Annotated in this window: 10 protein-coding genes and 1 pseudogene; 6 read left to right on the top strand and 5 right to left on the bottom strand. The window is 64.0% G+C overall.

Features of this window, described 5'->3' with window-relative positions; genetic code table 11:
- Positions 1-4: 4 nt before the first annotated feature.
- From K3752_RS18100 to K3752_RS18090, 3 genes are all read right to left on the bottom strand, one after another.
- Positions 5-1153, bottom strand: a complete 1149-nt coding sequence (locus K3752_RS18100) for a carbohydrate ABC transporter permease (RefSeq protein WP_170367399.1) — start codon at positions 1151-1153, stop codon at positions 5-7.
- A 10-nt stretch (positions 1154-1163) separates the two neighbouring features.
- The gene (locus K3752_RS18095) at positions 1164-2171 is read right to left on the bottom strand and encodes a carbohydrate ABC transporter permease (RefSeq protein WP_170341219.1); all 1008 of its coding nucleotides are present in this window, start codon (positions 2169-2171) and stop codon (positions 1164-1166) included.
- A 63-nt stretch (positions 2172-2234) separates the two neighbouring features.
- On the bottom strand, positions 2235-3503 hold the full coding sequence (locus tag K3752_RS18090) for an ABC transporter substrate-binding protein (RefSeq protein WP_260066680.1): 1269 nt from the start codon (positions 3501-3503) through the stop codon (positions 2235-2237).
- Positions 3504-3734: 231 nt separating this feature from the next.
- On the opposite strand from K3752_RS18090, the gene K3752_RS18085 reads away from it, so the two are divergent.
- The 5 genes and pseudogenes from K3752_RS18085 to K3752_RS18065 all read left to right on the top strand — a co-directional run bounded on the left by K3752_RS18085 (position 3735) and on the right by K3752_RS18065 (position 8746).
- On the top strand, positions 3735-4766 hold the full coding sequence (locus K3752_RS18085) for a LacI family DNA-binding transcriptional regulator (RefSeq protein WP_093963166.1): 1032 nt from the start codon (positions 3735-3737) through the stop codon (positions 4764-4766).
- A 2-nt stretch (positions 4767-4768) separates the two neighbouring features.
- Positions 4769-6067, top strand: a pseudogene (locus tag K3752_RS18080) (GH1 family beta-glucosidase); the annotation flags it as partial.
- Positions 6053-7096 (top strand): ROK family protein, encoded by a 1044-nt coding sequence (locus K3752_RS18075; protein ID WP_311201688.1) that lies wholly within the window; start codon positions 6053-6055, stop codon positions 7094-7096. The pseudogene K3752_RS18080 and the gene K3752_RS18075, both read left to right, overlap by 15 nt.
- 39 nt (positions 7097-7135) lie before the next feature.
- Entirely contained in the window at positions 7136-8062 is a 927-nt protein-coding gene (locus tag K3752_RS18070) for a carbohydrate kinase (RefSeq protein ID WP_260066677.1), read from the top strand.
- Positions 8063-8080: 18 nt separating this feature from the next.
- The gene (locus tag K3752_RS18065; protein ID WP_170359737.1) at positions 8081-8746 is read left to right on the top strand and encodes a D-lyxose/D-mannose family sugar isomerase; all 666 of its coding nucleotides are present in this window, start codon (positions 8081-8083) and stop codon (positions 8744-8746) included.
- Here K3752_RS18065 and K3752_RS18060 read toward each other — a convergent pair.
- The gene (locus K3752_RS18060; RefSeq protein WP_260066676.1) at positions 8740-9705 is read right to left on the bottom strand and encodes a cation transporter; all 966 of its coding nucleotides are present in this window, start codon (positions 9703-9705) and stop codon (positions 8740-8742) included. The two genes, K3752_RS18065 and K3752_RS18060, sit on opposite strands and share 7 nt — an antisense overlap.
- 40 nt (positions 9706-9745) lie before the next feature.
- Complete coding sequence (locus tag K3752_RS18055; RefSeq protein ID WP_260066675.1) at positions 9746-11371, bottom strand: GMC family oxidoreductase; 1626 nt, start codon at positions 11369-11371, stop codon at positions 9746-9748.
- A 161-nt stretch (positions 11372-11532) separates the two neighbouring features.
- Here K3752_RS18055 and K3752_RS18050 point away from each other — a divergent pair, with 161 nt between their 5' ends.
- Positions 11533-13083, top strand: a complete 1551-nt coding sequence (locus K3752_RS18050) for a trimethylamine methyltransferase family protein (protein ID WP_260066673.1) — start codon at positions 11533-11535, stop codon at positions 13081-13083.
- Positions 13084-13105: the final 22 nt, after the last annotated feature.

Genomic DNA, 13105 nt, shown 5'->3' with positions numbered 1-13105 from the left:
GCCCTTATTTGACTGAACCGGCCAGCAATCCGCGGACCAGGTATTTCTGCATTGCAAAGAAGACGACCAGCGGCACCGCGATCGACACGAATGCGGCCGTGGCCAGGATTTCCCAGTTGCCGCCACGGGTGCCCAGAAGCTCGACGATACTGTTGGTCATCACGGTAGTCTCGCCGGATGCGTCGATCAGGAACACCTTGGCCACCAGCAGGTCGTTCCATGTCCACAGGAACTGGAAGATGGCGAACGAGGCCAGCGCCGGAAAGCTCAGCGGCAGGATCAGCTTGGTGAAGATTTGAAATTCGGTGGCGCCATCGACCCGCGCATTCTCGATCAGGTCGCGGGGCAGCCCGGCCATGTAGTTGCGCAGAAGATAGATCGCCAGCGGCATGCCAAAGCCGGTATGGGCCAGCCAGACGCCCAGATACCCTTTGCCGATGCCTATGTTCAGGTGGAATTTCAGCAGCGGGATCAGCGCCAACTGCAAGGGAACCACCAGCAGACCGACCACCGCGGCGATCAACAGCGCACGGCCCGGGAAATCCATCCAGGCCAGCGCATAGGCCGCGAAAGCCGCCACCAGGATCGGAATGATCGTGGCCGGAATCGTGACTGTCAACGTGTTGAAGAACGCCTTGGCCATGCTGTCAGTGCTGTCCTCGGCCAGCAGGACCTTGTGGTAGTTGTCCAGCGTGAACTCGGGCGGCAACTCGGCGGTCACGAAGACGCGCGACCCACGGCTGCCGGTGAATTCCTCGGTGTTCTCCATCCGGTAGTCGCCATTGGCCTGAACGGTGATCGCACCGCCCTTGCGCAGTTCGGCGGTCTGGCCCGGCTCAAACGCATCGATCTCGCGCGAGCTGATGCCCCATTTCGAGATGCGCGCCTTGGTTCCGGCGTCGAACAGATTGCCCTCGATCACATACAGGCCGTTTTTCTGCATCTGGGTGTCGGGCGCGGCGCTGCGCAGCGTCAGGTTCTGCTCGGACGGGAAAATCGCCCGCCACCAGCCGCTGGTCGCGATCTGGTCCGCCGTGCGAAACGACGAGATGAACAGGCCCAGCGTGGGCACCACCCACAGCACCACCAGAAACAGAACCGAGGCATGTACGGCCCATCTGAGCGCCGGGCGGGTTCCTGCGATCTCACTCATGACGCACCCCCTATTCCATTTCCTTGCGCGCGTTGCGCACGTTCCAGACAAGGATCGGCGTCACCAGCAGCATGATGACCATGGCCGAGGCCGAACCCACGCCCCAGTCATTGGCGCGGAACAGCTTGTCGAACATGTAGTTGGCCAAGACCTGTGTCTCCCACTGGCCGTTGGTCATGGCGAAAACGATGTCGAACACCTTCAGCACGACGATGGTGATCGTGGTCCACACCACCAGAATCGTCGTCTTGATCTGCGGCACCTTGATCTTGAAGAAGATCTGGAACGGGCTGGCGCCATCTAGAATGGCGGCCTCGACCGTTTCTTCGGGAATGCCGCGCAGGGCCGCCGACAGGATCACCATGGCAAAGCCCGTCTGAATCCAGACCAGCACGATCATCAGGAAGAAATTGTTCCAGAACGGGATCGTCAGCCAGGTCTGCGGGTCGGTTCCGCCAAAGAAGATGTACAGGGCATTCAGCATGCCGATCTGGTCCTGCTCGACCGGACGGGTGTCATAGACAAGCTTCCAGATCACCGATGCGCCCACGAACGAGATCGCCATCGGCATGAAGATCAGAGATTTGGCGACATTGCCCCATCGGATGCGGTCGGTCAGCTGGGCGACCAACAGGCCAAATGCTGTCGACAGCGCCGGGACCACGATCAGCCACAGCATGTTGTTACGCATCGCTTCCCAGAATTTGGGCTCTCCCATCATTTGGGCGTAGTTGTCCAGACCCACCCACTCGTATCCGCCGCCGGGCACCCGGTCGGTCAGGGACAGGCGTAGCGTTTCCACCACAGGGTAGGCCAGGTACAGCCCCAGCGCGACCAGAGCGGGCAATAGAAACAACCATGGCCGGACCATGTTCGCCCGATTGATGTTGCGTCCGGCGTTCGGGCCGCGCGGCGGGAACAGAACCTTGTCCAGAAACTGGTTGGACAGGTAGAAATAGCCGACGCAGCCGGATACGCCGATGGCGATCGTCAGCAGACCTTGCAATGCGGGATGCATGTCACCCTCCCTGGCGACAATGGGTCGGGCAACCCTGAGGTCGGATTGCCCGGTTTCATGGCTTTATTGGATCGCGTCCCAAGACGCCTGGATCTCGTCCGCCACGTCTTGCGCGGGTTTGCCACCGGCATAGTCGACCATGCCCGTCCAGAACGTGCCTGCGCCAACCGCGCCCGGCATCAGGTCAGACCCGTCAAAACGGAAGGTGGTCGCACCCAGAAGAATGTCGTTCATCTTCTTCAGCGTCGGATCCGAGAAGGCCGAGGTATCGACACCCTTGTGCGGGGTCAAAAAGCCGCTGAGCGCCATCCAGGTCTCATGCGCCTCGGGCGTCTGCAGATAGGCGATCAGGTCATGCGCTGCGGGGCTGTCATTGGTGATCGCCCACAGGGTGCCAGCGCCCAGTACCGGGCTGCCCAGATCCTTGCTTTCATAAGCCGGGAAGTAGAAGAAATCGGCATCTTCACCCACGACCGTGCCTTCGGGGAAGAAGGCCGGGATGAACGAGGCCTGACGGTGCATGTAGCACTGCGGCGGCGAGCTGAACATGCCTTTGGGGCTGTCGCGGAAATCCGTGGTTGCAACCGCACCGGCCCCACCGGCGACGTAGTCGTCATTGCGGGCGAATGCGCCGAATTCCTCGATCGCGGCCACGACCTTGGGATCGTTGAACTTCAGCTCGTTGGCAACCCACGCGTCATAATCCTCGGGGGATTGGGTGCGCAGCATCATATCCTCGACCCAGTCGGTCGCAGGCCAGCCGGTTGCGCCACCCGACCCCAGACCGATGCACCAGGGCGTGCCGCCATCGGCGACGATCTGCTCGGTCAGGGCCTTGAGCTCTTCCATCGTGGTCGGAACTTCATATCCCGCGTCCTCAAAGTTCTCGGGCACGTACCAGACCAGCGATTTCACATCGACCTTGTAGAAGAAGCCGTACAGGTGGTCCTGACCGTCCGGGCCGGCATAGGTGCCCAGATCGACCCAAGACTGGCCCGCGGCATAGTTGTCCCGGATCCAGTCGGCGGTCCCGTCAGCAAGCGGTGTCAGAAACCCGGCCTTGGCCATATCGGCTGCAAGACCCGGCTGGGGGAACACGGCGATGTTCGGGGCCGACCCGGCCTCGGCGTCGATGCGGATCTGCTGCTCGAAGCTGTCCGACCCGACATAGGCATATTCATGACCGGTGGCCGCGGCAAAGCCGTCCAGCACCTTTTCGACATTCTCCTGGTCCGGGCCAAGCCACGGGCCGAACACGGTGACCTTTTCGGCCTGGGCCGCGCCCGCCATCAGGGCAAACGTGGCCGCACCTGCCAAAAGCGAGTGTTTCATTGATTTTCCTCCCAACTGTATCCGCGCGTGTGAGACTCAGTTTTCAAAGCGCTTTGAATGCGGCCGTTATCCGCTAACATGTTGGCCCTGTCAATGGCTAGATTTTGACATGGGCCGTCCGTGTCCATGTTTTCTTGACATATAGCAAAGAATGGCAAAACAACTTGACGCAAGCCGCAATTCCCCACACAACAGGGCGCACACAAGCATTGAAAGCCTTTTGAAACCGCTATGAACCTCAAACAGCTCTCTCAGATCCTGGGTCTGTCACAGACAACGGTCAGCCGCGCGCTGAACGGTTACCCAGAGGTGAACGAAGAGACTCGCATGCGGGTTCAGGCGGCGGCGGCCAAACATGGCTATCGGCCGAACGCCCGCGCCAAGGGGCTGGCGACGGGTCGTTCGATGGTGATCGGCCACGTGATCCCCAGCTCGTCGCGCCACGAGATGGTGAACCCGATCTTCGGCGATTTCGTCGCCGGCGCGGTCAAGAAATATGCCGAGCACGGCTACGACATGATGTTCACCAATGCCGACGACACCTCGATCGAAGACGCCTATCGCAGCCTGTTCCAACGCGGTGCGGTCGACGGCGTGGTGCTGCAGGGCCCCAAGGTGAACGAGCCGCGGATCGAGGTTCTGACTCGGATGCAGGTGCCGTTCATCGTGCATGGCCGGTCGACCGGCGTCAGCGTGCCCTATGACTGGATCGACGTGAACAACAAAAGCTCGTTCCTGCGTGCGACCCGCTTTCTGATCGACCTGGGCCACCGGCGGATCGCGCTGATCAACGGTCTGGAAGACATGGATTTTGCCCAAAGGCGCCGCGACGGGTATCTTGAGGCGCTGAAACAAGCCGGTCTGTCGCCCGACCCGGCCCTGATGCGCAGCGCCGAGATGACCGAAGTCTATGGCCATCACGAAACCCGCGACATGCTGCGGCTGGACGATCCGCCGACCGCGATCCTGACCTCGTCGATGATCTCGGCGATCGGGGTGCGGCGCGCGCTGGACGAGGCCGGGCTGAAAATGGGCCGCGACGTGTCGGTGATCGCACATGACGACGACCTGTCCTATCTGAAGAACGGGCAGGACGTTCCGATCTTTACCGCCACCCGGTCTTCGGTGCGCCACGCCGGCGAACTGGCCGCCGAGATGCTGATCGAGCGCATCCGCGCGCCCCACGACCCGGCCAAGACTAGATTGCTCGAGGCCGAACTGGTAGTCGGCGGCTCGACTGGTCCCGCCCCCAACAGGTTCTGAACATGAAGTACACCCGCGCTGATTTCCCCAAAGACTTTCTCTTTGGTGTCGCAACCTCTGCCTATCAGATCGAAGGCCACGCACAGGGCGGCGCCGGCCCGACCCATTGGGACAGTTTCGCAGCCACGCCCGGCAACGTGGTGCGCGCCGAAAACGGCGATCTCGCCTGCGACCACCTGCACCGGTACGAACAGGATTTCGACCTGATCCGCGAGGCCGGGTTCGACTGCTATCGTTTTTCCACCAGCTGGGCGCGCGTGCTGCCCGAAGGGCGCGGGCCGGTGAATCAGGCCGGGCTGGACTATTATGACCGGTTGGCCGACGCCCTGCTGGAACGCGGCATCCGCCCCTGCGCCACCCTGTATCATTGGGAACTGCCCTCGCCGCTGGTTGATCTGGGCGGTTGGCGCAACCGTGACATCGCCCACTGGTTCGCCGATTTCACCGAGATCATCATGGGCCGCATCGGCGACCGCATGTACAGCGTCGCCCCGATAAACGAGCCCTGGTGCGTCAGCTGGCTGAGCCATTTCGAAGGCCACCATGCCCCCGGCCTGCGCGACATCCGCGCCACGGCCCGTGCCATGCATCACGTCCTTCTGGCCCACGGCCGCGCGATTCAGGCGATGCGGGGCCTTGGCATGTCGAACCTGGGCGCGGTGTTCAACCTTGAATGGGCCGAACCTGCCGATGACACCCCCGAGGCCCGCGAAGCCGCCGATCTGTACGACGGCATCTACAACCGGTTCTTCCTGGGCGGCGTTTTCAACAAGGCCTACCCCGAGAATGTCCTGCAGGGGCTGCAGGCCCACCTGCCCGACGGGTGGCAGGATGATTTCGACACGATCGGCACGCCGGTCGACTGGTGCGGGCTGAACTACTATACCCGCAAGCTGATCGCGCCCGCCGACACGCCCTGGCCCAGCCTCCAAGAGATCCCCGGCCCCCTGCCCAAGACGCAGATGGGGTGGGAGATCGAACCAAGCGCGCTGACCCGGTTTCTGACCCGTACGGCCCGGGACTACACGGGCGATCTGCCGATCTATGTCACCGAAAACGGCATGGCCAGCCCCGAGCGGCAGCAGGATGACGACCGCATCGACTATCTGAATCAGCATCTGGCGGCGGTGCAGGACGCGCTGGATCAGGGCGTTCCGGTCAAGGGCTATTTCATATGGTCGCTGCTGGACAACTACGAATGGGCGCTGGGATACGAAAAGCGGTTCGGCCTGGTCGATGTCGACTTCGACACGCTGGAACGCCGCCCCAAGGCCTCGTTCCGGGCGATGCAGGCCGCGTTGGCCCAGGGCGATCCGGTCTCGGTTCCGATGGCGCAGCCCAGGGGCGCAATGCACGACCACTGGAATCTGGTGGCCGATATCGGCGGCACCAACACGCGGCTGGGGGTCGTCACCAAAGGCACCCTCACCGATCTGCGCAAATCACCCACCGGCACCCTGCCCGAGTTTCTGGCCGCCCTGCACGACCTGTGCGCCGAGATCGGAACGCCGCCGCGCGCCGTGGTCGCCGCGGGCGCAGGCCCGGTGCGCAATGGCACGATCCGCCTGACCAATGCCAATCTGGATCTGTCCGAGGCCGACATCGCCAAGGCCACCGGCGCGGACCACACCTTTGTCATCAACGACTTCACCGCCGCCGCGTGGTCGGTGGCCGAGATCACCGGCGATGACGTGCAGGCCCTGCAGGGCGATCCAACCCCGCCCACGGGCACCCGACTGGTGGTCGGCCCCGGCACCGGGCTGGGCGTCGGCGCGCTTTTGTATTCCGAAGGCCACTATCACACCGTCTCGGGCGAGGGCGGCCATGTCGGCCTGTCGCCCCGCACCCGCGACGAGGTGGACGTGTTCGAAGCCGCCCACCGGATCGCGTCCGAGTGTTTCTTTGGCGACAGCCTGACGCTCGAGGCAGAGATGTTCCTGAGCGGCACGGGCCTGCCGATCCTGTACCGCGCCGTGGGCATGGCCGCGGGCCAGCCCGAAACGCCCGCCTTGCCCGCCAAGGACATCCTGCAGGCCGCGCGCGACGGGTCCGATCCGCTCGCCATGCGCGCCGCGCAGATCTTCACCACCCATCTGGGCGCCGTGATGGGCGACATGGCCGTCACCGTGATGCCCACCGGCGGCGTCTTCCTTGTGGGCGGCGTGGCCGAGAAGAACCGCTGGCTGTTCGGCGACGACTTCCTGGCCGCCTTCAACGCCGGCGGCCGGTTCGACGCGCTGCGGCAAGGCTTTGGCGTTTATGTGTCGGAACAGGCTGAATTTGGCATTGTTGGCGCTAACAACTTCTGCAAAAATGCGCTCGCGCGGTAAACTCACCGCCAGATCTTTGCAGAAGGAAGGAGCCGGGACATGATCCTGTGCTGTGGCGAGGCCCTGATCGACATGATCGCGGAACCGACGGTTTCGGGCGCGCAAGGTTTCGTGCCGCATTCGGGTGGCGCGGTGTTCAACACCGCCATCGCCCTGGGCCGGCTGGATGCGCCTGCCGGAATGCTGACCGGGCTGTCGAGCGACATGTTCGGCCAGCAATTGGCGCAGGCCCTGAAAGAAAGCCATGTGGATGGCTCGCAGGTCGTACTCTCGGACCGTCCGACCACGCTGGCCTTCGTCCAACTGCAGGACGGGCACGCCACCTATTCCTTCGTCGATGAAAACTCGGCCGGGCGGATGCTGCGCCCCGAGGACATGCCGGACCAGCTGACCGCGACCTCGGCGCTGTATTTCGGCGGCATCAGCCTGGCCTGCGAGCCCTGCGCCGATGCCTATGCCGCCCTGCTGGACCGCCACGGGACCGAGCTCGCGGTGATGATCGACCCCAACATCCGCCCCGGCTTCATCCAGGACCAGACCCGCTATCGCACCCGGCTGAACCGGATGATCGCGCAGGCCGACATCGTCAAGGTCTCGGACGAAGATCTGGACTGGATCGTCCCCGGCCCTGAAACGCTGGAAGAAAAGGTGCCGCTGCTGCTGCAGGCCGGCCCCGCCGTGGTGATCGTCACGCGCGGCAGCCAGGGCGCGACCGGGTATTTGGCCGATGGCCGCACGGTTTCAGTGCCGGTCACGCCGGTTCAGGTGGTCGACACGGTGGGCGCGGGCGACACGTTCAACGCCGGGGTTCTGGCGCAACTGCACCGCGCCGGGCTGCTGACCAAACAGGCGCTCCGCGCGATCTCGCCCGACGACCTGCGCGCCGCGCTGGAACTGGGCGGCAAGGTTGCTGCCGTCACCGTATCCCGCGCCGGGGCCAACCCGCCCTGGGCACACGAGCTGTAAGTCATCGAAAGCACCGATATGAAACGATCCGAGATCAACCGCATCAAGGCCGAGGCGCAGGCCTTCATCAATTCGTTCGGCTTTGCGCTGCCGCCCTTTGCCGACTGGACGCCCGAGCAGATGCGCAGCCCGCAGGCCGCCGGCATCCGCGCCCGTGGCCTTGGCTGGGACATCACCGATTACGGCCAGGGCAGGTTCGACGAACTGGGCCTGTTCCTGTTCACCCTGCGCAATGGCGACGAAAAGGACCTGAGCGCGGGCCGAGGCATGCTCTATGCCGAGAAGCTTTTGATTTCACGCGACAAACAGCTGTCGCCGATGCATCGCCACATCGTCAAGGCCGAAGACATCATCAACCGCGGCGGCGGCGATCTGGTGATGGAGATCTACGCCTCGGCCCCCGATGGCAGCATCGACCGCGACACCCCCGTCACCGTACCCAGTGACGCCTGCCCGGTGACCATCCAGCCGGGCGAGCATCTGCGCCTGAAACCGGGCGAAAGCGTCACGCTGATGCCCGGCATCTGGCACGCCTTCTGGGCGGAAAAGGGCGATTGTCTGATCGGCGAGGTCTCGACCGTCAATGACGACCGCACCGACAACGTGTTCGAACAGCCGATCCCGCGCTTTGCCACGATCGAGGAAGACACCGCGCCCGAATTCCTGCTGGTTGCCGACTACTGAACGCGCGGGGCCCGACCAAAGGGCGGGTCGGAGGCCAGCGTCAACGCGACCCGGCCCGGGCTTGCGGCTTGGGCCAGCCGGTCGCGGACGGCCTCGAAGGCTTCGATCGTCACGGATTCGGCGGGTTTCAGATAGACAAGGTGGAACAGCGCCCGCCCGCTGCGCACCGTCGCCACGTCCAGCACCTGAAACGGGCTGTCTGCACAGATCCGGCGGGCCTGCCCAATGATCTCGGACCGGGCATCGGCCGGCAGCGCCACGCCAACGATATCGCGCAGCGCGCCCAGAAACACCTTGATCGGCTGAGGCAGCAGCGCCAAGCACAGCAGCAAAACCACCAGCGCATCCGACACCGGAACCAGACCTGCAAGCGGCCCGCCCTCAAGCAGGGTGATCGCAAAAAACGCCGCCCCGGCCCCAAGGCTCAGCACCCCGTCGACCATCGCGGCCCGGGACTCGACCCGCAGCAGATCGCTGGTCTTTCCCGTGCGGCGCCAGTTCCAGCGATGATAGGCGAACAGCGCCAGACAGATCGCCGCCATCGACCCGGCATAGATCAGGATCCATTCCAGAACCACCGGCGCGGCTTCGCCCGTCCTGGCATAGGCCAGCAGACGGTTCACCGCCGAACCGGCTGCCATCACGATGATCCCGAACAGCAGCAGGCTGCGGAACATCGCGAAGACGGATTCGTCGATCTCGTATCCGAAGGGGCGGTTCTGGTCCGGGGCGCGCCGGATCGAGGCGGCGACCCATCCCGCCACCACAGCCGTTGCGAAATTGAGTCCCGAGAACAGCCCGTCCAGCAACAGCGCATCGGAGTTTGCCAGCAACCCGGCCACAACCCCGGCGCCTGCCATGAACAGGCTGGCCCATTTTGCCGCGTTCAGCGACCGGCGTTCAAAAATCAATGTGTCCTGCATCGGTTCAGCTTCTCGGTTGATGAGGCTGGCGGTCATTTATGTCCGGCAGGCCAAGGCGCAAGCCCCTGTGCCGTGCTCATGCCTGTCCACGTATCATGTCGGCAGCCTTTTCCGCGATCATGATCACGGGCGAGGCGGTATTGCCCGAGACGATCTTCGGCATGACCGAGGCATCGACCACCCGCAGCCCCTCCAGACCCCGAACGCGCAACCCTGGATCGACCACCGCGGCGGCGTCACTGCCCATGCGGCAGGTGCCGACCGGGTGAAAGATCGTCGTGGCGATATCGCCCACCGCTTCCAGCAGGCCCTGTTGGTCGTTGATCTCGGGACCGGGCAGAACCTCTTGCGGGTGATACGGTGCCAGCGCCCGCGCCGCCATCACCTGCCGGGCCTGCTGTACGGATTTGACCGCCACCTGCCGATCACGCTCGGCCGAGAGGTAGTTCAACCTGATCTCGGGCTGGGCCTTCGGATTGGGTGTTGTGATGTGGCAGTGGCCCCGGCTTTCGGGCCGCAGATTGCAGACCGAGACGGTGATCGCGGGGAACGGATGCAGCGGGTCGCCCAGCCGGTCGGTCGACAGCGGCTGCACGTGATATTCCAGATCCGGCGTGGCCAGCATCGGGTCGGACTTGGTGAACATGCCGAACTGGCTGGGCGCCATCGCCATCGGACCCGACCGGGTCAGGGCGTATTGCGCCGCGATGCGCGCCTTGCCCCACAGGCTGTTGGCCATGGTGTTCAGGGTTTTGACGTTCTGCACCTTGAACACGGTTCGGATCTGCAGGTGGTCCTGCAGGTTCGCCCCCACGCCGGCGCTTTCATGCTGAACCGCGATTCCCTGCGCCGCCAGCACCTGAGGGTCGCCGATCCCCGACAGTTCCAGCAGTTTGGGCGAGTTGATCGACCCCGCCGCCAATACAACCTCGGCCCGGGCAAAAGCGCGGTATTCGGTGCCGCCACGGGCAAAGCGTACGCCGCGCACGGCCTTGCCTTCGAGGATCAGGCCCAGCGTCTCGGCCTCGGTCAGGACCCGCAGGTTGGGCCGTTTCATCGCCGGGCGCAGAAATCCCTTGGCCGTGTTCCAGCGCACGCCGTTCTTTTGGTTGACCTCGAAAAACCCCGAGCCTTCGTTGTTGCCGTCATTGAAATCGGCACGCGGCTGGATGCCGATCTCGCGCGCGCCGTCCTGCACGGCCTTCAGGATCTCCCAGCTCAGCCGCTGTTTCTGAACCTTCCACTCGCCGCCGGACCGGTGCATTTCGCTGTCGCCGGCGTGGTGATCTTCGGATTTCAGGAAATAAGGCAGCACATCGTCCCAGCCCCAGCCCGCATTGCCCAGTTGCCGCCAATGGTCATAGTCGGCCGCCTGCCCGCGCATGTAGATCATCCCGTTGACCGAGCTGCACCCGCCCAGCACCTTGCCGCGCGGATAGACCAGAGACCGCCCGTTCAGCCCCGGCTCGGCCGCGGTTTTCATCATCCAGTCAGTGCGCGGATTGCCGATGCAGTAAAGATACCCCACCGGGATGTGGACCCAGTGGTAGTTGTCCGACTTGCCCGCCTCAAGCAGCAGAACCCGTGTCTTGGGGTCCTCGGTCAGCCGGTTGGCCAGCACGCAGCCCGCGGTACCCGCGCCTATGATGATATAATCGTACTCGCCCCCAAGCCGGGCGGTTTCAGATGTGGCGGAATTCATTCTCGGTCTGCTCTGTGCATTGTTCCTGATCCTGCGGAGCGCAGCTTAGCAGCTGTTGCGGGCAATGCACGGGCTCGATGTCGCATTCCGCAACAGTATTTCGCAATCCTGCAGGTCGCGCCCCCAGTTGCTGGTCAGACTGGTGTCAAAGGAGGCCCAGAATGACCCAGACCGCCACCCGCGTCCGCTCCGGAGGCCGCGCCGCCCGCCGCGCCCTGCGCACCGCGCCCAGCTTTGACATGTTGCCGGTCCTGACCCGCAACATCCCGCTGTGCGAAGTGATGGACGGGTCACAGGTCGAGCGGATCGACGCAGCCTCGATGGACATCCTCGAAAACGTTGGCGTGCAGTTCCGCGACCCGATTGCGCTGGCCGACTGGAAGGCGGCTGGAGCCAAGGTTGACGGCGAGCGGGTATATCTTGATCGCGGGCTGGTCCGCGACTTGATCGCGACGATCCCCTCGGACTTCATCTATCACGCCCGTGACCCGCGCAAGAATGTGCGCCTGGGCGGGCCGCACGCGATTTTCGTGCCGATGACCGGCGCGCCGTTTCTGCGCGATCTGGACGACGTGCGCCGCAATCCGACACTGGACGACCTGGCGATATTCCACAAGCTCAGCCACATGCTGCCGGCGCTGCATTCCAGCGCCCACCACATCGTCGAGCCCTATGATCACCCGATCAGCCAGCGCCACCTGCGCATCACCTATTCGTCGATGAAATATTCCGACAAGACCTTCATGGGCATGACCACCTCGCCCAGAAACGCCGAGGACGTGATGGAGATGTGCGCGATCCTGTTCGGCGAAGAGTTCATGGAGGATCACCCCGTCACCACCGGCAACTGCAACGGCAACTCGCCGCTGGTCTGGGACGAGACCATGCTGGGGGCGATGCGCGCCTTCTGCCGCCGCAACCAGCCGGTGCTGTGCTCGCCGTTCGTTCTGGGCGGGGCCAACACGCCGGCCAGCGTGCCGGCGACGGTCGCGCAGCTGAACGCCGAGGCGCTGAGCGCGCTGGCCTATACGCAGGTGATCCGGCGTGGCTGTCCCGCTATCTACGGGCACTACCTGTCGACCGTCAGCATGAAATCCGGCGCGCCGATGGCGGGCACGCCCGAGATCAGCCTGATGAACTTCATGATCGGCCAGATGGCCCGGCACTACGGCGTGCCGTGGCGCAGTTCGAACACGCTGGGCGGGGCCAAGACATTCGATGCGCAGGCGGGCTACGAATCCGCCACCACGCTGTCGGCGGTGATCCATGCGGGGGCCAACTATATCTGGCATTCGGCGGGCTGGAACGAGGCCGGGATGCATTGTTCAACCGCCAAGTTCGTTGTTGATGCCGAGCAATGCGCCATGGCCTACCGCATGGCCGAGGGCCCGAAATGGCACGATTTCGGCGAGGCCGTTGCGGCCGTATCCGATATCGGCCCCGGAGGGCATTACCTGGGCCATCCGCACACGCAGGACAATTTCCAAGAGGCGTTCTTCATGCCCGAATTGTTCGACAACAACTCGATCGAACAATGGGTGACCGAGGGCGAGGTCGAAATCACCGAGCGCGCCCTGAACCACGCCCGCAAGCTGTTGGCCGAATATCAAGAGCCCCGGCTGGACCCGGCCACCGACGAGGCGTTGCGCGACTACATCGCCCGGCGCGAGCGGGAAATCCCGGCCGCCGACGAATTGAACCAGCACTATTAGGAAACACTCCACTTGCCCGCCT

The sequence above is a fragment of the Ruegeria sp. B32 genome (assembly GCF_025141855.1).
Lineage (GTDB): Bacteria > Pseudomonadota > Alphaproteobacteria > Rhodobacterales > Rhodobacteraceae > Ruegeria > Ruegeria arenilitoris.
The sequence above is the reverse complement of the archived record's forward strand: the minus strand, read 5'-3'. Positions and strand labels throughout refer to the sequence as shown.